The organism is Dyadobacter sp. CY345, from assembly GCF_021502725.1.
In the GTDB taxonomy this organism is placed as follows: Bacteria; Bacteroidota; Bacteroidia; order Cytophagales; family Spirosomataceae; genus Dyadobacter.
The window spans coordinates 915,350-937,843 of the sequence record NZ_JAKFFS010000001.1 but is presented as its reverse complement, the minus strand read 5'-3'; the positions used below and the strand labels follow the sequence as shown (position 1 = coordinate 937,843).

The 22,494-nt window shown below is 41.6% G+C and carries 18 protein-coding genes; 6 read left to right on the top strand and 12 right to left on the bottom strand.

The features are described 5' to 3' along the window. The first annotated feature begins 41 nt into the window (after positions 1-41). Together L0657_RS03945 and L0657_RS03940 are read left to right on the top strand one after the other, a co-directional pair. The gene (locus L0657_RS03945; RefSeq protein ID WP_235149094.1) at positions 42-743 is read left to right on the top strand and encodes a tetratricopeptide repeat protein; all 702 of its coding nucleotides are present in this window, start codon (positions 42-44) and stop codon (positions 741-743) included. Positions 744-822: 79 nt separating this feature from the next. Then, on the top strand, positions 823-1,170 hold the full coding sequence (locus tag L0657_RS03940; RefSeq protein ID WP_235149093.1) for a transmembrane 220 family protein: 348 nt from the start codon (positions 823-825) through the stop codon (positions 1,168-1,170). Here the strand turns inward: L0657_RS03940 and L0657_RS03935 are convergent. Beyond that, entirely contained in the window at positions 1,167-1,934 is a 768-nt protein-coding gene (locus L0657_RS03935; RefSeq protein WP_235149092.1) for a biotin--[acetyl-CoA-carboxylase] ligase, read from the bottom strand. The genes L0657_RS03940 and L0657_RS03935 overlap by 4 nt on opposite strands. 47 nt (positions 1,935-1,981) lie before the next feature. On the opposite strand from L0657_RS03935, the gene rsfS reads away from it, so the two are divergent. From rsfS to L0657_RS03920, 3 genes are all read left to right on the top strand, one after another. Continuing rightward, positions 1,982-2,365, top strand: a complete 384-nt coding sequence (gene rsfS, locus L0657_RS03930; protein ID WP_235149091.1) for a ribosome silencing factor — start codon at positions 1,982-1,984, stop codon at positions 2,363-2,365. Positions 2,366-2,437: 72 nt separating this feature from the next. Then, positions 2,438-4,492: an ATP-dependent zinc metalloprotease FtsH gene (ftsH, locus tag L0657_RS03925; RefSeq protein WP_235149090.1), complete on the top strand. Its 2,055-nt coding sequence runs from the start codon at positions 2,438-2,440 to the stop codon at positions 4,490-4,492. Between the two features lie 107 nt (positions 4,493-4,599). Next, the gene (locus L0657_RS03920) at positions 4,600-5,541 is read left to right on the top strand and encodes an aldose 1-epimerase (protein ID WP_235149089.1); all 942 of its coding nucleotides are present in this window, start codon (positions 4,600-4,602) and stop codon (positions 5,539-5,541) included. Here L0657_RS03920 and L0657_RS03915 read toward each other — a convergent pair. The 6 genes from L0657_RS03915 to L0657_RS03890 all read right to left on the bottom strand — a co-directional run bounded on the left by L0657_RS03915 (position 5,538) and on the right by L0657_RS03890 (position 11,006). After that, on the bottom strand, positions 5,538-6,680 hold the full coding sequence (locus tag L0657_RS03915) for a nucleotidyltransferase family protein (RefSeq protein ID WP_235149088.1): 1,143 nt from the start codon (positions 6,678-6,680) through the stop codon (positions 5,538-5,540). The genes L0657_RS03920 and L0657_RS03915 overlap by 4 nt on opposite strands. Further along, positions 6,670-7,599 carry a serine kinase gene (locus L0657_RS03910; RefSeq protein ID WP_235149087.1) on the bottom strand — a complete coding sequence of 310 codons (930 nt, stop codon included), beginning with the start codon at positions 7,597-7,599 and terminating at the stop codon, positions 6,670-6,672. The genes L0657_RS03915 and L0657_RS03910 overlap by 11 nt, the downstream gene beginning before the upstream one ends. Before the next feature lie 18 nt (positions 7,600-7,617). Continuing rightward, on the bottom strand, positions 7,618-8,055 hold the full coding sequence (locus L0657_RS03905; RefSeq protein ID WP_235149086.1) for a lasso peptide biosynthesis B2 protein: 438 nt from the start codon (positions 8,053-8,055) through the stop codon (positions 7,618-7,620). Positions 8,056-8,062: 7 nt separating this feature from the next. Next, positions 8,063-8,329, bottom strand: coding sequence for a PqqD family protein (locus L0657_RS03900; RefSeq protein ID WP_235149085.1), 267 nt, complete (start codon positions 8,327-8,329; stop codon positions 8,063-8,065). A 66-nt stretch (positions 8,330-8,395) separates the two neighbouring features. Beyond that, on the bottom strand, positions 8,396-9,934 hold the full coding sequence (locus L0657_RS03895) for an aldehyde dehydrogenase family protein (RefSeq protein WP_235149084.1): 1,539 nt from the start codon (positions 9,932-9,934) through the stop codon (positions 8,396-8,398). A 19-nt stretch (positions 9,935-9,953) separates the two neighbouring features. Further along, a complete protein-coding gene (locus L0657_RS03890; protein WP_235149083.1) occupies positions 9,954-11,006 on the bottom strand; it encodes a saccharopine dehydrogenase C-terminal domain-containing protein in 1,053 nt (350 codons plus the stop codon). A gap of 127 nt (positions 11,007-11,133) precedes the next feature. On the opposite strand from L0657_RS03890, the gene L0657_RS03885 reads away from it, so the two are divergent. Then, positions 11,134-12,360 carry an NAD(P)/FAD-dependent oxidoreductase gene (locus tag L0657_RS03885; RefSeq protein WP_235149082.1) on the top strand — a complete coding sequence of 409 codons (1,227 nt, stop codon included), beginning with the start codon at positions 11,134-11,136 and terminating at the stop codon, positions 12,358-12,360. A gap of 70 nt (positions 12,361-12,430) precedes the next feature. Here the strand turns inward: L0657_RS03885 and uvrC are convergent, their stop codons facing one another. From uvrC to L0657_RS03860, 5 genes are all read right to left on the bottom strand, one after another. Continuing rightward, the gene (gene uvrC / locus L0657_RS03880; RefSeq protein ID WP_235149081.1) at positions 12,431-14,245 is read right to left on the bottom strand and encodes an excinuclease ABC subunit UvrC; all 1,815 of its coding nucleotides are present in this window, start codon (positions 14,243-14,245) and stop codon (positions 12,431-12,433) included. Positions 14,246-14,291: 46 nt separating this feature from the next. Then, on the bottom strand, positions 14,292-15,431 hold the full coding sequence (locus L0657_RS03875; protein WP_235149080.1) for a glycerate kinase: 1,140 nt from the start codon (positions 15,429-15,431) through the stop codon (positions 14,292-14,294). Positions 15,432-15,541: 110 nt separating this feature from the next. Further along, positions 15,542-17,818: a penicillin-binding protein 1A gene (locus L0657_RS03870; protein ID WP_235149079.1), complete on the bottom strand. Its 2,277-nt coding sequence runs from the start codon at positions 17,816-17,818 to the stop codon at positions 15,542-15,544. Between the two features lie 27 nt (positions 17,819-17,845). After that, positions 17,846-20,143, bottom strand: coding sequence for a transglycosylase domain-containing protein (locus L0657_RS03865; protein WP_235149078.1), 2,298 nt, complete (start codon positions 20,141-20,143; stop codon positions 17,846-17,848). A gap of 74 nt (positions 20,144-20,217) precedes the next feature. Next, the gene (locus L0657_RS03860; RefSeq protein ID WP_235149077.1) at positions 20,218-22,422 is read right to left on the bottom strand and encodes a tetratricopeptide repeat protein; all 2,205 of its coding nucleotides are present in this window, start codon (positions 22,420-22,422) and stop codon (positions 20,218-20,220) included. Between the last annotated feature and the right edge of the window lie 72 nt (positions 22,423-22,494).

Here is a 22,494-nt window from a genome sequence, read left to right as displayed (position 1 = left end):
TTCGTCTTACTTTTGTGCGAAACAACTCTAAATGCGTGATTATGTGCCGAATATTTTTTTTATTTTTTTTACTTTTTCTTAATTCCTGTTCTCAATCCAGTGACGCTTTCCTGCAAAAAGGGAAAGATTTGATGCGTGAAGGCAAAAACAAAGAAGCAATCGAATACCTGAATAAAGCCATTGAAAAAAATACTTCAAACGCCGAAGCACTAAATACACGTGGCGTGGCATATTACGAAATGAAAGAGTACGCAAGTGCGCTTATGGATTTCAATCAGGCAATAAAATTGCAGCCAAACTCGTATCGCCCTTATTTTAACCGCGCTCTGTTATATACCGCCGATAATCATCTCGATTCAGCACTTACAGATTACAACCAAGCTGCCAAACTCGCTCCGGACACATCCGACGTTTTCCTGAACAGAGGGCAGCTTTATGTGTTGTTAGATAAAACTGAACCCGCGATAATGGATTTTGAAAAAGCCACACAGTTAAATCAGGACAATAAACAGGCCTGGTATAATTTGGGAAATACTTATTACCGTACACAGGACTTCAAAAAAGCGACACTCGCTTTCCGTCAGACTATTAAATTGGACTCGCAGTATGGAAAAGCATTTTATGGCTTAGGTCTGTCCCAATACAACGAAGGAGAAAAAGATCTGGGTTGCACCAGTTTAAAACAAGCGGAAAAACTTGGATATAATGACGCAACAACTGCTTTAAGTCAGTTTTGCAAATGACGAAAAATATATAGCTGGCATAGTAATAAAAGCTTAAAATCAGCTTTATAATAAACATCAAACCCACTAAATTAAAAACATGAAATTCGTCAAAATCATATTCGGAGTGATATTTATGCTCTTTGCATATTTTCAGTTCAACGATCCTGATTCAACTGTTTGGATCTTTACATACAGCGCAGCCGCGCTCGCCTGTTACATGAGCGTCAATAACCTTTGGCCATCATGGGTTTATTACGCTCTTGCAGCCGGATATCTAGTCGCAGCGGTATTTCAGTGGCCACCGAAATTTGAAGGTATCTTCTTCGGCGAAGCGCAGATGAGAAGCATCAATATCGAAGAAGCCCGAGAATCTCTTGGACTATTGATTTGCTGCGTTGCTATGGTCATATTGGGGAAATGGGGAATACCGAAAATTGAAGATTAATCCCATATCCATTCGATTTCTTTCAAATCAATTTCCTGAATATCAGGCTGATTAGAGAAAAAAATACATAATTTTCCATAATCAGTTACGCCGGTCACCGTTCCTGAAACAATTTCATTCTTGTAACGAAAATGGCGTAACTGATTATATCCAAATAACTGACTGATATAGTGTTGCCTGATTTCTTCATGATGATTCCCTGATTTGAGTTTCAGATACCAGGCGTCCAGGTGATGGGCAAGTTTGGAAAACTCTTCTGTGTTTATAAGTTTTTTCCCGGTGATCATTGCCACGGAAGTAGTACGGGAACTTTCGAAGTTATTCTGATTAATATTTAATCCAATCCCGATAATTGAGCTGGAAAGCCGCGTTCCCTGAATGGAATTTTCAATGAGCGTTCCACATATTTTTTTATTATCGACATATATATCATTTGGCCACTTAATTTTTACCTGATCAGAATACTCCGATAAGTAGGCCGCTATCCCAAGAGCAACAGTTTGGCTTATCAGAAACTGATCGGGAATTGGCAAAAACGCCGGGGTGACAATAATCGACATAGTGAGGTTCTTTCGCGGCTCCGACATCCAGGTCGTCCCCCTTTGTCCACGGCCTTTTGTTTGTTCGTCAGTAATGACAATCGCACCTTCCATTCCCGATCCGCTGCGTACTAATTCAGCCGCTATGTCGTTTGTTGAATGACAACTTGGCAGATAAATAACTTTTTTACCTATAATTAAGGTATCATATATAGAGTTGTACAATTTTTTTACTTTATTTTAGGGTTTATAGAAATGGGAATCAACTACGCATGAAACAACGCAAAAATAAAGAACTATCATCAAAAGATTTATCCGAGCTTATTGCTAAAGGGATGTCAGAAAAGAAAGGTGAGGATATCACAATCCTTGACCTTAGGAAAGTAAAAAATTCAATAACAGATTTTTTTGTAATTTGCTCGGGAAATTCCGACACTCAAATAGATGCTTTGGCCAATTCGGTGGAAGACGAAGTTTATAAAATATCTAAGACCGACCCATGGCAAAAAGAAGGAAAAGCCAACGGAGAGTGGATATTGATTGATTATGTGGATGTAGTGGCTCACATTTTTAATAAAGATCGTCGCAAGCACTATGATTTGGAAGAGCTTTGGGGAGATGCGGTTGTAACGCACTTTGAAGATTCCGTCCTGTAAATATCGTAGCAGGTGAACATTCATCGGATGCGAAATGTTGTTTATTAAATTTCCTCTTAATTATTATAAAGAATGTCTGAGAACGATAACAAAAGAGGTCCACTAAATCCTAAAAGTCCACAGAAGGGATATCAGGGATGGATCATAGCTGCTTTGATTGCTACTATCCTGGGGATAACTTACCTTAACAGGACATCCACGATTCGCGAAACGACACAAAAACGTTTCGAGAAAATGGTTGCAGATAAGGAAGTTGCTCGCGTTACGATAGTTAATGATAAGTCAGTTGAAGTAACATTAAAGCCGGATGCGCTAAAACTTGATAAATATAAGGTTCTGACATCTGAAAATGGTGGCAATTATTTTGGCGGAGAACCTGTTTCTCATTATCAGTTTCAGGTAACGTCCGCAGAAACGTTTAAAAAGGATCTTGACAAAATTCAGGAAGGTATACCGGACGACGACAAAATAGAACTCGTCGTCGATACCCGAAATGATTGGACAAGCTTTTTGGGAACATGGGGCTTTTTCATCATTATGATTCTGGTGATGTATTTTATTCTCGGCAGAATGTCGGGTGGCGTAGGTCCTGGTGGTCAGATATTCAATATCGGCCGTTCCCGGGCGACTTTGTTCGACGCCGAAAATAAAGTTAAAATCACTTTTAACGATGTTGCAGGTCTTGACGAAGCTAAGGAAGAAATTAAGGAGATTGTTGAATATCTTCAATTCCCTGACAAGTTCAAGAAATTGGGTGCTAAAATTCCAAAAGGTGCTCTTCTGGTAGGCCCTCCGGGCACTGGTAAAACTTTGCTTGCAAAAGCGGTTGCCGGTGAAGCAGGTGTTCCTTTCTTCTCACTTTCAGGATCTGACTTTGTAGAAATGTTTGTTGGGGTTGGTGCCGCGCGTGTTCGTGACCTTTTCAAACAAGCAAAAGAAAAAGCGCCTTGTATCATCTTTATCGATGAAATTGACGCTGTTGGCCGTTCTCGTGGACGCGGTGCTATGCCTGGTTCAAATGACGAACGTGAAAATACATTGAACTCTCTACTTGTTGAAATGGATGGTTTTGCTACCGATTCAGGTATCATTATCGTAGCTGCAACAAACCGTCCTGATGTTTTGGATCCTGCTTTGTTGCGTCCGGGACGTTTCGACAGACAGATTTCGATCGACAAACCAGACGTTATTGGTCGTGAAGCAATTTTCAAAGTTCATTTGAAACCTTTGAAACTTTCTGTTGATGTTGATATTCAGAAATTATCATCACAAACGCCTGGTTTTGCTGGAGCTGAGATTGCCAATGTTTGTAACGAAGCAGCGCTTATAGCCGCCCGTCGTGACAGAGAGGAAGTAACGATGCAGGATTTCCAGGATGCGATGGACCGCGTAATCGGTGGTTTGGAAAAGAAAAACAAACTTATCTCGCCTGAGGAAAAACAAATCGTAGCTTATCACGAAGCGGGCCATGCTGTTGCAGGTTGGTTCCTGGAACATGCAGATCCTTTGGTTAAGGTATCGATTGTGCCTCGTGGAGTAGCAGCTTTGGGATATGCACAGTATTTGCCAAGAGAACAGTATTTGTATCGAACAGAGCAGTTGTTTGACGAAATGTGTATGACATTAGGCGGACGTGCTGCTGAAGACGTTATTTTTGGTAAAATTTCAACCGGTGCATTGAGTGACCTTGAACGTGTGACGAAAGTTGCATACAGTATGGTAACGATGTACGGAATGAACGAAAGAATAGGAAATGTTTCCTATTACGATTCGAAACAGAGTGATTATTCGTTCACTAAACCTTACTCTGAGTCTACTTCGCAGGCCATTGATGAAGAAGTTCGTAAGCTGATTGATCAGGCTTATCAATTTGTCAAAAACATGCTGAATGAAAAACGTGGAGCCTTGGAAATTTTGGCGAAAGAATTGTTAGAAAAAGAGATTTTGTTCCAAAGTGATTTGGAGAAACTGATAGGCAAACGCCCTTACGAAAAGGAAACCAGCTATCAGGCTTATATAAATCGTCGTTCTAATGAGGAAGCTGCAATCCATGAGGAAGCGGTGAAACAAACAGAAAAAGAAAAGGGAGAAATGGTTGTAGAGGATAAAGATTCTTCGGCCGTTTAATTTCGAATAGATAATAATTATTAAAAACCGGGCAGCGAAACTGTCCGGTTTTTATTTTTAAGTTACTTTTGCGACAATCTTTGACCGCAATCCTAAATCCTATCACCATGTCATTTGAGATATTAAAACAACAATACGGCGACCTGACCGAATATGTTATACAGGAAACTGCTACTTCGAACCGGTGTGTTGTCGTGCCGGAGCTTGGGGGAATCATCCGCCAATTATCGCTAAGAAAAGGGGTTACACTTTTCTCACTGCTGAAAACTCCTGCTACACCCAATGCTTTGAGAAAAGATACGCAAAGTGCGAGCGAACTGCTTTTCCCATTCGCAAGTCGTATTCCAGATGGGAAATATAAATTTCTAGGAAAGCACTATCAGTTGCCTTTAAATAACGATGATAATGCAATTCATGGATTAGTCCGCAAAAATAATTTCACTCTGGTTGAACAGGTTGTTGCAGCTGATCACGCCTATCTCAAATTATCCTACGAAATAAGAGAGCCCGAAGGTTATCCATTTTCAGTAGATTTTACCGTCAAATATAAACTAAGTGCTGACGGAATATTTTCACTTACTTATGAAGCGAAAAATATTGGAACGGAGCCCTGCCCTACCATGTTTGGCTGGCATCCCTATTTTCAGCTTGGAAATGAACTTGTTGATGCCTGGAAGATAAATATTCCATCAGATACAATCGTGGTTTTTGATAACCGGATGAGCCCAATTGAAACAGCACCTTTTCCTATTGAAGGTTCAATGCCTTTATTTAAGAAGGCACTGGATAATGCGTTTATTGTTAAAAGCGGTGGAGGAAAAGCGATCACGCAGTTGATATCTGAAAACCAGCACGTAACACTTCAAATTGAACAGGAAACCGGCGAAGGAAAGTTTAATTATCTGGTTGTATATACGCCGCCATCACGTGACTGCGTAGGAATTGAGCCATTAACTGCAAATGTAAATTCATTTAACAATGGTGAAGGTCTGACAACACTTACTTCCGGAAATTCAGTCTCAGGAACGATTAAGATCAATCTGGTCTAAGGGTTAGGCTTTTTACGATACCAACGCGCTTTGGGGATAATCAATCTCCATTCCAAAAGATAGGCTATGTGACTAAATAAAATAGAAAATTTATCACGTAGCCTGTCTCGGTAAATCATGTTAAAGTAAAAAATCTGCCATGATTTTGTTACTGGTTTAAATCTGGTATGCTCCCAGTGAAGTACAACCTTCTGAAAAAGTTTAGTTGAAGGATATTGCTTTTCAAGATCCTGACCGCAATGAACCAGGTAATTTTCACCGGTCAAAAGATTTACCAGACCGAGTGATTCAAGCATTATTTTATAAAATCCCTTCTGCTTCGTCACCGAAATGATATATGTCCAATCCATTTCTCCGGCAAACTTCCGAAGAATTCTGACCAGGTCAGCCATATATTTCAACTTATCCCATTGCTCAACACCTGCATGATGCACGATCATCATCAGAAACTGATTTTCCTCTGAAGGAACTTCAAGCGTAGTGTTGGCAACCTCGACTGACATCATTTTATTAGCCAATTCGTTCCATCCAAAAGAGTAGTGATACCTTGGATATGTCGTGTTCCACTGTATTTCCAGAGACTGGATTATTTCATTGCCTGTTGGTGTGAGCGGCAATTGATAATCAGTTTCGAAGTATAACGCTGCTACTTTTTCATTTTCAAGTAAATACTTTCGGTAAGTATCAGGAAAAAAATTGTGACTGGCCAGGATTTTGAGCCCATCATTAATACTTTCTTTCCGGAGAAAAAAGTCAATATCGCCGAATTCTCTCAGGCCGGGACTTTCATATAAAAGCCAGGCCCATAAGGCACCTTTCATCAAAAATGAATCTACGCTATGATTTGCCAGATCGCTGCTGATTGCAATGGACTTCTTCAAAAACAGCATATTAAACACCGCCTGGTTCAGACTTTGTTCTTTTACTTTATAAAAACATTCGGAAGTTCCGGTACTTGCACCAGTACGTTCAAAATGTTGATAGAGCAAAGCGCCGATCTGATGCCACTGGGAAAGTTCATAAATTGCGTCCCAATCCTGTATTATCGCAGATTCCGGACATATAGCTTCATCAACCTTTCCTCCAAGGCTTGCCTGCGTCAAAAAATGCAGCTGCGAAGAAAGTTTTTTATATGGCATTCAAAAGTATGTCTGATTGTGAAGAGATACTCTCGCTCACCCATTTTTCTAGCAGATCAAATCCATTTGGCCGCCTCCTGCGCCATAATCCAGCTGATTTGGCACATAAAAAGCTTTGCTGAAAATGGTCCTGCAAATATTTTCCTTTCAAAAAAGAAGTCGGTAAAGGAAAGTTTTTTAAAGTTTCGATAGGAACATCGAGCGGACTCAACGCCTGCTGTTCCGGCCGGTTTTTTGCTCTATGTAGAAAGAAAATATTTCCCAGAGCAACCGGGTCCAGATTAAAATCACCTTGCGGCCGGAATGAGAATTTATTTACGCCTTCACTCACGGGTTGTAACGAAGCTCTGTCATAAGCAAGGCCGTTTACAGAATTATCCCAGATTTTCAATTGCGGATATCCAGGAATGATAAAGGGTTTTCCTGTTTCATCAAATTTTATCGCCGTCAAATCATCACTTAATAAAGCACAACCTGCCTTGACAAACGCTGCTGCCGTCGTAGATTTACCAGCGCCCGGGACGCCCATAAAACACCAGGCTTTGTTTCCAACTTTTACAGCACTTGCATGCAGCAAAAAATAACCTTTTTGAAACAGAATCATGGCGAGGGCTTCGCTGATTGTAAAGAGGCTTAATAAATTTGCATCTTTTGTCAAAGGACTTACAACTAATTGGTTACCTTGAATTGCTTTAAAGCTCGCAACCTGATCCCAATGCAAAATTAAATTACCTTCGTTATCAATCGCCTGATAAGCCTGGATACCTCTGCGGTGAATGGGTGTCTTCCGCAATCCCCGTAAAACAATATTTCCACAAGAGATATAAAGATCAATGTTGGGAGTTTTTTCTGCAACGCTAAGTTCAGGAAGTTCAATTTCAGAGGAGATATTTAACCCGTAGGCTTTATAAAAAGGCATGTGTGTGATCAATAAAATTCATTCCCAGACCCATAAACGTTGATAGAAAATCGATTCAGACCAGTCGCCTATAATTACATTTCCGTCTTTTTCAACCCAGGCGTGCGCCTCAAAGTCTTTGTCTTTATTCACTTCAATTCCTATTTCAAGACTTAAAGACGGTACTTTTCGAAGTAGAAATTTTGCTGCCAACGCGCGTGGCAGACACAATAATTCAAATGGTAAAATATTGGCTGATGTATTAATGGCACGGACTATTTCATCAATTTCCTGTTTTCTCAGATTTTTCTTTTTGTCAGAAGAACTGATCCAATGAAACAATTTCCGAAAGTGATTAAAAGGCAATACCGTCAAGCCTATTTTGATTACAGTAAGTGTGACCGAAGCATACAAAAACTTAATTTTCGTACTGTTCGTTAATGCGTTCCATTTTGACCAATAATTTGTAATCCTCATCACCGGATTATTCGGTTACTTCTACCAACTTTTCGGAAATAAGATCTTTAAGCAATGACTCAATATCTGCTAAACATGTCTGTTTGTCAATATCATAATCCTCCAAAACCGTTTCGCAAAGCGAGTCCAACGACTGCGGTTTTTCTTCCAAAGAATTCCAGACTAATGCTCCAACTTCATCAAGACCGTAATATTCACCTTTATTATGATTGAGGATAACAATTTCCCCTCCTACATTAGACGCGATCTGCTGGGATGTTAATTTATATTTCATATCAAACTACTTGTTCCGAAAATGTGCGTGTGTCTGCTAAGTTAGCTACAAAGTTAGAAATAATAATTATTCAAACTCAAATTTTATTCCCTGAGCAAGTGGAAGCGTCGCGCTGTAATTTATTGTAGTTGTTTGCCGTCTCATATAGTTTCTCCACGCATCGGAACCGGATTCTCTGCCTCCGCCAGTTTCCTTCTCGCCTCCGAATGCTCCTCCAATCTCGGCTCCCGAAGTTCCGATATTGACATTTGCAATTCCACAGTCCGATCCTGACTGCGACAAGAACTCCTCAGCCTCACGCATATTTAAAGTAAAAATTGAGGAGGACAAACCCTGCGGAACAGCATTCTGAAGTGTTATCGCTTCATCCAAAGTCCTGTACTTTATAAGATAGAGAATCGGCGCGAAAGTTTCAGCCTGTACAATCGGGTAGTCATTATTTACTTCTGCAATGCAAGGCGCAACATAACATCCTGATCGATAATTTTCCCCTTCTAAAACTTTGGGAGTGACAATAAATCGTCCGCCTTCTTCTTTAATTTTCTCAACTGCGTCCAAATAATTTTCAACCGCAGCTTTGTCGATAAGCGGCCCAACATGAATATTTTCATCCAGCGGATTTCCTATTCTAAGCTGACCATATGCTTTGATTAGCCGGTTTTTCACTTCGTCATAAACATTTTCCTGCACAATGATCCTACGGGTTGATGTACAACGCTGTCCCGCCGTGCCAACCGCACCGAAAACAATTCCTGGAATAGCAATATTCAAATCAGCCGAATCCGTAACGATGATCGCGTTGTTTCCGCCCAGTTCCAGCAAACTTTTACCTAAACGTTTCGCGACCGATTCTCCCACCGATCTTCCCATTCGGGTACTTCCTGTTGCTGATACTAACGAAATCCGATTATCTTCTGCCAAATACTGACCAATTTCTCTTCCACCTGTCACAATCGAGGAAATGCCTTCCGGCAGATCATTTTCGATCAAAACTGATTGGATAATATTCTGGCAGGCAATTGCAGTCAGCGGCGTTTTCTCTGATGGTTTCCAGACACAAACATTTCCACAAACCCAGGCAAGCATTGCATTCCAGGACCATACGGCAACCGGAAAATTAAAAGCTGAGATAATCCCAACAACTCCTAATGGATGCCATTGCTCGTACATCCGATGTTTTTCCCTTTCGCTATGCATACTCAGACCGTACAGCTGGCGGGATAATCCGACAGCAAAATCACATATATCGATCATTTCCTGCACCTCCCCCAATCCTTCCTGTAAGCTTTTTCCCATTTCGTAACTTACCAGGGTTCCGAGTGCCTGCTTTTTGCTTCTAAGCTGATCGCCCATCTGACGAACAATTTCTCCTCGTTTCGGCGCCGGAACCAAGCGCCAGATCTTGAATGCCGCCATTGAGACCATGACGACCTGCTCATAGTCATTGTTTGAAGCTGAGCCGATTTTTCCTATTAAATTTCCGTCAACCGGAGAATAAGAATGAAGCATTTCTCCGCCACCTTTCCAAGATTTTTGACCTGTACTTATTCCATTATTTTCAGAACTGATCCCCAGCGAGCTGAGTGTTTCTTTAATATCAATCATATACCAAATAGAAAAATCGTCAGTAAAATAATTTGCCGTTACTTGTCTCTAAGAACAAGTCCAGCTGGATGTCTTCCTGTTTGATAAAACCCTGGTCTGGCAAGGTCCCGTCCGCCACCATTTCCACAACAGAAACGATCGATGCTGCTGTTGTCCAGGAAATCGCGCGCCAATGCTGACCGTCGATTTCGATCGGATGATAGGCGCGGTAAAATTCTTCTCTTTCCAGGACGTTTCCCTTCCAGCCTTCCACGACAGCATAAACATATACCACATCCTGCTGGACCGGCGGTTTGGCTTCGGTCAAAATCTGCTCAACGAGTTCACGCTTTTCCTTCAAAATCAATTCATAAAGCAAAAACCGCATTAAACTGCAATGCCCCGGATATCGGATTGTTTTATAATTGAGGGTATCCAGTTTTCCTTCGAAAGTTTCACACATTGTGCCCAAACCGCCGGAAGTGCTGAATGCTTCAAATTCCTGACCTTCGATATTAATCATTTCAATCCCTTCTAATGACGGTACCATTTTTCTTACACCATTGTGAATGACTTCGGCGTCGTTGATATATTCATTGACAACACCAGCCGGCGACCAGGTGAAAGAGTAACCCATCAAGCCGTTGGGATATCGCGGCAATGCGCCTACACGTAACTCAATATCCCGGATTTTTGTAAAACGTTTTGCCAAATCTGCACCAACAATCCCAATGAATCCTGGTGCTAAGCCACACTGCGGCGCCATCACACCCTTATTATCCCTGGCCATTTGGCGAATCGCAGCCGTTGTTCCCACATCTTCCGTCAGATCAAAATAATGGATACCTTTCCGGTTCGCAACTTGTGCGATAAGTAAATTGAGGTTATATGGCATGCAGGAAACTACGGCATCCGCATTGGAAAGAATTGTTTCCAGAAATTCTGTATCAGAAATATCGCCCGCGGTAAACGAAAAAGAAGCGGTTATCGGAGGCTTTACCTTGTCAACGCCCGTAACGGCAAACCGTTTGCTCAGCAACGTCGCTACAAGCGAACCAACTTTTCCCAGACCTATTACAACAACATTTTCCATAATCCGGTCATTTGTGATGAAGTGTAAAATTTACAGATTAAGTATATCTTTTGAAAGATAGAAAAAGAATTTGCTGTTTTTATAAAACTTACTATCCATTTTTGTAGGCTTTTCAACAGTTCATAACATGCAAATTGTGATTATAGGCGGCGGTGCTTCCGGCTTTATGGCCGCCATAACCGCCGCAGAAACAAATCCGGATGCTCAAATTGTCATTCTGGAAAAAAATAAAACAGTCTTAAATAAAGTCAGGATTTCCGGAGGCGGTCGTTGCAACGTCACGCACCAACCTTCCGACCTGCGCTTCTTCATAAAAAATTACCCGCGCGGTGAAAAATTCCTGCGAAAACTTCTGGCAAAATTTGATGCGCAAGACACGGTTAACTGGTTTGAAAAGCGTGGGGTAAAACTAAAAACGGAAGCAGACGGCAGAATGTTTCCAGTTACCGATTCTTCGACTACAATCATAGAATGCCTGACTAAGACTGCCAAAAATCTAAACATTGAGGTACAGACAAGCGTGGGCGTAAAAACTTTCGGGTGGACTGATCAATCAGGCGTGACGAAGTTTTCTATAAACCTGGATTCCGGGGAATCCATGATAGCCGATAAGCTTGTCATTGCGACAGGTGGTTATCCCAAAGTAAGCGGATTTTCCTGGCTCAGCGAACATCAGCACACGATTGTAGAACCACTGCCGTCACTTTTTACATTTAATGTTCCCGATGGATACTTACTTCCTTTATCTGGTGTTGCTGTTCAGGATGTACATGTTAAAATAATCGGTACAAAACATGAATGGCGCGGGCCCGTCATGTTGACACACTGGGGATTCAGCGGACCAGCGATATTAAAACTATCAGCCTGGGGCGCGCGCGACCTTGCTGCACTTAACTATCATTTTACTTTCAAAATTAATTGGCTGCCAGATCTGAATGAGCAACAGGTCAGAGAATTTTTGATCTCAGAGAAAAATAATACGCCAAAACAGCAGATTAATTCACACACAAGGTTTGGTTTACCATCACGGTTATGGAAGGCATTTACAGAAAAAGCGGAAATCAATGACGCATTACGCTGGTCGGAGGCAACGAATAAAGTGCTGAACCGCATGGCCGAACTTTTGACAAATAGTCAGTTTGATGTAAAAGGTAAAAGTACCTACAAAGAAGAATTTGTAACCTGCGGTGGAATTTCTCTTTCTGATATCAACCAGGACACACTTGAAAGTAACAAAGTGCCTGGCTTATATTTTGCAGGAGAGGTACTGGACGTGGACGGAATTACCGGCGGATTTAATTTTCAAAATGCATGGACAACCGGATTTGTCGCAGGAAAAGAAATTGGGAGATAGGCTAATTAATAAAAAATTCCAGCAAAACCTGGTTAGGTCTGCTGGAATTAAACGTTTCGATATGCAGATATTAATCCTGATGCGCCATTGTATCAAAATAGGACCTTACCTTTTGTGCCCTGTCCAGGCCAATCAGCGCAGTTAATGTTTCGACCGAACTTTCCCGGATCGCCCGGATAGAACCAAAATGTTTCAACAATTTCGTTGCGGTTACCTTCCCGACACCAACAACTCCATCCAACTCACTAACCAGACTTCCCTTGCTTCTTTTATCTCGGTGGAATGTAATTGCGAACCTGTGCGCCTCATCCCGGATCTGCTGAATTAATTTCAGCGATTCTGATCTTTTGTCAATATAGAGCGGAAGAGAATCCTCCGGGAAATAAATTTCTTCAAGACGTTTGGCTATACCAATAATCGGAACCTGCCCATAAATACCAAGACCTTTTAAAGCATCACAGGCAGCGCTCAACTGTCCCTTACCTCCATCGACAATAATTAAATCCGGCAGCGGCTCGTTTTCTGCGATTAGTCTTAAATATCGCCTGCCGACGATTTCGTTCATGGAAGCAAAATCGTTGGGCCCGACAACCGTTTTAATATTGAAATGTCTGTAATCTTTTTTCGATGCTTTCCCTTCTTTGAAACACACCATTGAAGCAACCGGATTTGTCCCCTGAATGTTCGAGTTATCAAAACATTCGATATGCCTCGGAAGCGTTTTTATTTGTAGGTCGGCTTTTAGTTTGATCAATATGCGATCTTTTTTGGAAGAGCTCGCCGAATTTTCTACTTCCCTGCGCTCAGCTTTTTCACGACGGAAATACATCACATTTTTCATGGACATATCAAGCAGTTTCTTTTTATCGCCGATCTGCGGTACGATAAGATCGAGTTTCAATTCAAGATCCGGTTTCAGATTACTGATCAATTCCTTCGCTCCTGTACCATATTTATCACGCATTTCAACAATCATCATCGCCAGCAAATCTTCATCACTTTCATCAAGTTTCTTTTTCACTTCGAAAGTCTGCGTGGCGATCATGTAACCTTCTGTAATTTTCATAAAATTCAGATAGGCGGATTCTTCATCGGAAACGATCGTTAATACATCAACATTTCCAATTTTAGGATTTATAACCGTCGCCTTACTCTGGAAATTAGACAAATGCTCAATTTTCGTTTTCCAGGAATGTGCCTGTTCAAAAGCCATTTGTTCTGCGGCTGAAAGCATCTTTTCCTTGAAATATTGTTGGGGCAACGAGAGATTACCTTTCAGCATATGGTGAATCTGTTCAATCTCGACGTTATAATCTGACTCTTCCTGCAATGCCTCGCATGGCCCTTTGCAATTTCCGATATGATATTCCAGACAGACCTTAAACTTCCCCGCCTCCACATTTTCTTTGGATAAATGCAAGTGGCAGGACCTGATCGTATAAAGCGATTTGAACATATCGAGCAGCGTATGCATCGATCGCAGATTTGCGAAAGGGCCATAAAAAGTCCCTCTCTTTTTATCCAGTTCCCTCGTTACATAAACCCTTGGAAAACGCTCATCCGTGATGCAAATGAACGGGTATGTTTTATCATCTTTTAATAGGATGTTAAACTTAGGCTGAAATTGCTTAATTAATTGATTTTCAAGCAACAGAGCATCCCACTCGGTATGAACTATGGTATATTCTATCCTGCGAATCTGGCTGACAAGACGTTTTGTTTTCCGGTCGTGCTGATTCGATTTCAGGAAATAGCTTGAAACCCTGTTTCGAAGACTTTTGGCTTTTCCAACATAAATTACCTCCCCGGTTTCATCGAAATATCGATAGACACCCGGATCAAAGGGAATTTTGGAGAGCTCGTCTTTGTAATTAAATTCGGGCATTTATTTTCAGTACGTTATTTAAGCGAATTCGAAGTAATTAATAAAGTCATTTTTGGCCGCTATGAAAAAACAACCGTACCAATTGAAAAGTTGCGTCACGAACCAGTGAATATGCCTCATCCTCTGCCTGTGTCAGGGTCATTGGACGATTAAGAACTGATACTGCGTAAGTTATTCCCGCTCCTTTTGTCTCAGTTGATGTGATCATCAAGGTTCCGCAAACTACGGCCAGGGGAACCTGATATTTCTGACAAAGATCCGCCAGGCCTTTTACAACCTTTCCACTCAAAGTTTGTTCATCAACTTTTCCTTCACCGGTTATTACGAGATCTGCCTTTTTTACATGGTTTTCGATATCACATCGTTCCATCACAATACCTACACCTTCACGAAGCTCTGCATTTAGAAACCATAACACACCTGCTCCCAAACCACCTGCCGCACCAGTTCCGGGTTTTTCTGAGACATCATAACCAAAAGTTTCTGCCGCCACTGCTGCAATATTTTGCAGTCCCTGATCCAGCTGAGAAACCATTGTTTTGCTGGCTCCTTTCTGTGGTCCATATACATAAGCCGCTCCCGACTCGCCGTAAAGCGGATTCGTAACGTCGCAGGCAACTGTAAAACGAATGGGTTTCAACCTATGATAAACCTTTTCAGAACTGATCAATTTTATCCGGGACAGATTCCCACCGATCGGAGCTAACGCTTCATTATTCTCATCAAAAAATTCATAACCCAATGCATATGCCATTCCTATTCCTGCGTCGGTCGTTGCGCTTCCTCCAATTCCAAGGATAATTTCCTCGACGCCAGCCTCAATTGCATGAACAATTAATTCTCCGGTTCCAATCGTACTGGTTAATAGCGGATTTTGTTCGAACGGCTTTAAAAGATTAAGTCCCGACGCAGCTGCCATTTCTATAAAAGCAGTCGCTCCGTCGCCAGATATTCCATATTCCGCTTCAATATATCTTCCCAGTGGATCCCGAACGATGGCCGTTACAAACTTGCCGTTAGATCTCTCTGTCAAAATTCTGGTCGTTCCCTCACCTCCATCCGCGAGTGGAATATTTACAATTTCTGCATCCGGATACGCCAGATGAATTCCATCTGAAATCGATTGGCAGACTTCTGATGCTTCAAGCGAACCACGAAACTTATCTGGGGCGACGAGAATATACACGGCTAGTTTTTAGCTAAATAAGCGAATTTAAAATGAAGGTAATAAATAAAATCTCCTGTTCTGTGAATTTTGAGAATCACGAAACAGGAGAAATAATTCAATCTTATAAATTAGAATAATACTCCCTCGTCATCCGATTTGGATGGTGGAATATATGTGTCTGAGCTATCAGGAACTACGCTGCCACAATCAAGAACGTAGTTTTCTGGTTTTATAAAAGGACCTCTGCGATATTGGAGGAGTGTCTGGTCGTTATATACTTTTCTCATATAAATTCCCCACGCAGGCATCGCCGCTCGTCCACCCTGACCAAGATCAATGGTTCTGAAATGTATTGTCATATCTTCACCACCAACCCAAATTCCTGATACAAGATTTTGTGTCATACCCATAAACCAGCTATCTGACTGATTGTTCGTTGTTCCGGTTTTTGCTGCAATTTCATTGCCGCTCGTGACACCATAAGAATGCAACCTCCCAGCTGTTCCTCCCGGATCTTCCACCGCTCCGCGCATCAGATATAACATATTGTATGCAACAGTCGCGCTAAGTTCCTGATTTTGCTTTTGATGAAAATCCTGCAAAACATTACCATGACGGTCTTCTATTCTTAAAATTGTCATCGGTTCAGTTTTATATCCGCCATTGGCAAAAGCCGAATATGCATTTACCATTTCATAAACTGAAACTGAACTTACGCCCAGAGCAAGTGATGGATAAGGATCCAGTTCACTGGTAATTCCAAGTTTATGCGCATATTCAACCACTGTCTCCGGCTTGACCATCTGGATGATCGCAGCGCTTATTGAGTTTACAGATTTTCCCAGTGCCTGTCTCAATGTTAGTGCTTGCCCCGAATATTTACCATTGGAATTTGTTGGGTTATACTCATTTTCAGGAACCGGAGCATCAACAATCTTGTCACAAGGAGTAAGAAAATTCTTGTCAAGAGCCGCCACATATACAAACGGTTTAAAAGTGGATCCCGGCTGGCGAGTGCCCTGTTTTACGTGGTCATATTTAAAATACTTAAAATTGACACCACCAACCCATGCCTTGATTTCCCCACTTCTCGGGTCCATCGACATCATACCGGCATGTAAAAATCTTTTGTAATAACGAATCGAATCCATCGGACTCATCGTCATTTCTTTTTCGCCATCGTATGAAAAAACCTTCATTTTATAAGGTCTGCGCATCACTTTCCAGGCTTCATCTTCACCTACTTCTCTTTTTAAAATATTAAAATAGGGTAATGCTCTAACCGCTTTTTCAATAAAACCCGGTATTTCCGTTCCACTTTCATCAGCCCATGGATTTCTGCCTTTCCAATGTGCATCGAACAGCTTCTGCTGCTGGCGCATATGTTCGTTCAAAGCTTCTTCCTGATACTGCTGCAAGCGGGAGTCAATAGTCGTGTAAATTCGCAATCCACTTGTATACAGGTCGTAATCAGTTCCGTTGTCCTCGTTATATCGTTTTACCCAGGCTCTCATGTATCCACGCATAGACTCACGGAAATAAGGAGCCGGCCCGGTGTTATGACCATCCACTGTAAATTTCAGATCGAGCGGTTTTTCCTTGTTATTTTCAAACTGATCTTCTGGCAGATAATTATATTTTGTCATTTGCGCTAAAACCGTATTTCTCCGGTTTAAGGCATTGGTTGGAAATCTTAATGGATTATATAAAGTTGGATTTTGCAGCATTCCAACCAGAAGCGCCGCTTCGTTCACTTCCAGATCACCCGGTTCTTTATCAAAATAGGTTTTTGAAGCCGTTTTTATCCCAAAGGAATTATTACCAAACGAAACCGTATTTAGGTACATCATCATGATCTCCGTCTTGGTATACTTCCTCTCCAAAGTAATTGACAAAATCCATTCTTTGGTTTTTGCAATGACAGTTCTCACGAACGGAACTTTTCCAAGAACACCCTCATACTTTTCTGAACGGGTTTCAAAAAGGTTTTTCGCAACCTGCTGTGTCAGCGTACTACCGCCACCTGAACTGGAATTTCCTGACAATATACCTTTCGCCACGCGAAGCATACTCCGCGGATCAATGCCGGAATGATTAACAAAACGAGCATCTTCCGTAGCTACTAAAGCATCGGTTACATTTTTTGATACCTGTTCAAATTCCACAGGTGTTCGGTTTTCAAAGAAATATTTTCCGAGCGATTTTCCGTCCTCCGAAAGTAACTCAGAAGCTAATTCACTTTTCGGATTTTCAAGGGTAATCAAATCTGGCATTCCACCGAATAGCCAGAAAAAGTTGAAACTTACGGCAACTATGTAAAGTATAAATGACCCCAGGATAATTGCGGTACCTAACCACACGCGAACAATGCTGCGGCGGTATTTTCCTGGCTGCAGTTCAATCATAAATAAAAGATTTCCTTAGTTATTGAATTAAAACAATGCTCCTTCGTCATCAGAGCGGGAGGGCGGAATGTAGGTGTCAGCGCTGTCAGAGGCAACACCGCCACAATCCAATGCAAAATTTTCAGGTTTATTAAACGGTCCTTTCCTGTACTGGACCAAAGTTGGGTCGTCATATACTTTTTTCATATACAAACCCCATGCCGGCATCGCCACGTGTCCCCCTTGTCCTAGCTGCATGGTCCGAAAATGTATTGACATATCCTCACCGCCAACCCATATTCCGGATACCAGATGTTGCGTCATTCCCATGAACCAACCATCTGAATAATTTTGAGACGTCCCTGTCTTCGCTGCAATTTCGTTCCCCTCTGTCACACCATAAGTCCTTAAACGACTTGCCGTACCTCCTCCATCTTCCACAGCCCCACGCATCAAATACAACATACTATATGCCATATTTTCGCTTAATTCCTGGTTTTGCTTCTGATAAAATTGTTGAAGAACATTACCATAACGGTCTTCAATCCTCAAAATTGTCATCGCTTCCGTTCTGTGTCCGCCGTTTGCAAATGCGCAATAGGCATTTACCATTTCAAAAACGGTAACTGAGCTAATTCCAAGACAAAGTGACGGTTTAGGATTTAATGGACTCGTTATACCAAGTTTATGCGCATATTCAACAACGGTATTAGGTTTCACCATTTTGATAATATTTGCACTTACCGAGTTGACCGATTTTCCAAGAGCTTGTCTTAATGAAAGCGGTCGATATGAGAATTTGTTCCCCGAATTGTGAGGCGTCCAGCCACCTGGCACACCATCAGATAAGCCAAAATGAACAGGTGCATCCATAATCCTGCTGCAAGGTGTCAGAAAACTTTTGTCCAAAGCAGAAAGATACACGAATGGCTTAAAGGTCGAACCCGGCTGACGAGCGCCCTGTTTTACGTGATCATATTTGAAATACTTAAAATTAATACCACCTACCCAGGCCTTGATCTGGCCATTTCTAGGATCCATCGACATCATTCCTGCGTGCAAGAAACGCTTATAGTAACGAAGCGAATCCATAGGACTCATAACCATTTCCTTCTCTCCGTCATAAGAAAATACTTTCATCTTATACGGCCGGCGCATCACCTTCCACGCCTCTTTCTCTCCTACTTCCTTCTTTAATACGTTGAAATAAGGAAGAGCACGAACGGCTTTTTCAATAAATCCGGGAATTTCTTTTCCGTCAGGCGTCGCCCACGGATTTCTGTCTTTCCAGTGTGCGTCAAATAATTTTTGCTGGGTCCGCATGTGCTCATTAAGCGCATCTTCCTGATAACGCTGCATGCGAGAATCGATCGTCGTGTAAATCCGAAGGCCACTGGTATATAAATCCAGATCCATCCCGTTTTCTTCATTATATCGCTTTACCCAAGCCTTCAGATAACCTCGCATCGACTCCCGGAAATAAGGCGCAAGACCTGTATTATGCCCATCCACATTGAACCTCATTCCCAGAGATTTATCTTTCAGACTTTCAAATTTATCCAACGGCAGATAATTGTATTTAACCATTTGCGCCAAAACCGTATTTCTTCGGTTAAACGCATTTGTCGGAAATCTTAATGGGTTATATAAGGTCGGATTTTGCAGCATTCCAACCAACAGCGCAGCTTCGCTTACCGAAAGGTCCCAGGCATCTTTATCAAAATAGGTTTTGGCTGCTACTTTAATCCCATAAGTATTATTACCAAACGATACCGTGTTGAGATACATCATCATAATCTCCCGTTTGGTATACTTCCGCTCCAAAACGACTGAAAGAATCCACTCTTTTGTTTTCGCAATAACTGTTCTTACCAACGGAATTTTGCCCAACAATCCTTCATATTTTTCTGAGCGTGTCTGGAAAAGGTTTTTGGCAACCTGCTGTGTCAGCGTACTTCCCCCTCCTGAACTTGAATTTCCGGAAACTACACCTTTAAACACACGCGCCAGACTTCGTGGATCTATACCGGAATGATTTACAAATCGTGCATCCTCAGTAGCCACAAGTGCTTCGATCAAATTCGGAGATATCTGGTCGAATTCAATGGGCGTGCGGTTTTCAAAAAAATATTTACCAAGTGACTTTCCATCTTCGGATATTAATTCCGAGGCAAGTTCACTTTTGGGATTTTCAAGGGTTTTAAGATCAGGCATACCACCGAAAAGCCAGAAAATATTCATGCTTACGGCGAAAATGTAAAATATAAAAAGACCCAGGCCAATTGCTGCATACCGATAAACTCGGACAATGCTGCGACGGTATTTTCCTGGCTGCAATTCAATCATATTTGGGGGTATTTTTATTGGTGAATCGTGTGAAAACGTATTATTCAGTTCGACAAAGATACAACATCCATGAATTATCTTTTCCCCACTGAAATTTCGCGAGATTCCTGCATTTCTTTCAGCCGCGGCAAATATTGACTGTTTGGATACAAACGAACAAATTCATTAATGGCTTGAAGATACGCCTCTCTTCCACGGATTTTCCCTACCAGAAATACCCGGAGCAACGCAAATTTATCTTCCAGCATACTTCCCTTATAAGCTGGCAAATCAGCCTCGATATCTTCCAGCGCTTTCTCGAAGTTTCCGTCGGCGTATAATTTATAAGCACTCTCATACGCTTTTACAGGATTATTTCTGTCACCAGTACTGCCGTCTGTTGCAGACTTATTGACGAGTCTCGCATAAGTAGAATTTGGGAATTCAGATATTAATTTACCCTTCCAAATTTCCCGGTTCTGGTCGTTCTCCGCAAGCGTCAGATACATTAAATAAAATATTTCTTCACGATATTGCGTTTGTGGATATTCTGCCAAAACACGGTTAAAAGCGGCTATCGCGCGATCCGACTCTTTCAAATCGAAGCGATAAATTTTCCCGAGATTGTATAGGGCATCCTCTTTGCGTTTCTGCGAAGATGCAAATGTGGAATCTGTCAAAGGAACATTTTTTTTCATCGCAGCATGTTTCGCCTGCCAAATTGGATTTTCTTTTGTCATCGCAATTTCCACTGGCACAGCCGCACTTGCAGAAGTAGTATCAATAGTGTTTGTTGAAGTTAAAGCTCTGTTTTGCTTTGAACTTCGACGCCAGTCGTCTTCCAGTATCCTGCTTCCCCAAACTCTGCGGAACTCAATTTTCCCCTGATTGATCATCGCAGGATCATATAACTCCCACCGACGGTCAGTCATGCTGGAAAGTGAAGGAACCGATCCATTAACATTTGTCTGATTCATTGCCGCAGCAAGTATCTCCTTCCGCTTTTTTTCTTCTTCCAATCTCTTTTTTTCTTGCTCTTCAATAATTGCATCAATTTTATCATCCAGCGCCTTCGGGTTCATTTTTGCTAAAATCTGAAGACTGTCTTCCGTTTTTACGATTGTTTGCTGTCCAACAAAATTATCAAGTGCTGTCTTACGATCAGAAACGATGCGATATTCCGCAGCGTCTTTGGGCAAAATAATTAACGCACTGTCGTAGTACGATTTGGCAAGTTCATACTTTTCCAATGCGTCATAATGTATTCGTGCCAATTGCAGGTACGTATAAGCCTTCTGAACATTGTTGGTTGCAGACGCCAGAGAAGCAGATTTTTGCAAATATCCCACCGCTTCCGGCAATTGTTTTTTATGTTCTGCCAGTAATCCCATGGTAAAGTAAATCCGGTCACGCAGGTCATTATTTTTTCGATCGCGAAGCATTCTGTCAAACCCTACGCTGGAAATATCCGCTTTGGGATCTATGATTACCTGGTTTTGCAAAGAGTTCATGGAAGAATAAAAACCCAGGTCATAATCGGGCTCATTTTTGGCGACACGTTTATAATGTTCGTTGGCCAAGGCGAACTGCCCCAGGCGATCATACATTTGCGCCGCTGCAAAGTGAAGTCTGGCAGTCTCGATGGATTTGTTTAGTAATGGAAATGTTTCCTCCAGAATTGCAACAGAAGTAAGATACTCTCCATTTTGCTGATGGAGATATGCTTTTGTTAAATAAAAATCTTTGGTAGCATCTTTGGTCAAAGCTTGCTGGCTGAGATATTCAGCAACACCGAGTGCATTTGAAAAATCTTTGCGACTAATGTAAGCACGCATCAATACGATCAATGCCTGGTTTTTATCACTTTCATCCTTACCGTTGGCATACACATAACGCAAAGCTTCTAATCCATCGGCCCACTCTCCAAGATACAAACGTGATTTTCCAAGAATTACATAACTATTGTCGACCCATTTACTATTCTGATGTTTCTCTGCGACAATCGATGACTTTTTTACAGCGTCCAGCAACTGCGGTTTTACGGGCAACGCAAGTATTGAGTCAAACGGGAGAAGTATAGGAATTAACTGGTTATAATCTTCCTTATAAGACGCACGCATCGTAAACTCCGCCTCCTGAATATCCTGCTCTGCGATAAAGTATGCGTTGTAGTGTGAAGAAACATTATGAAAATTGACCGCAGCCGGGCGTGAGCTGTATTGTGAACAGCCGAATATTACGCCTCCCAACAGAAGACAAATAAATAATATGTGTAACGAACGGGTAAGTGTATGAGTCACAAAAAAGACTTTTTGGGGTGGTTTTATCTATTTTTATCGCGAAACTAAAACGGTATTTTGCTTAATAACGTA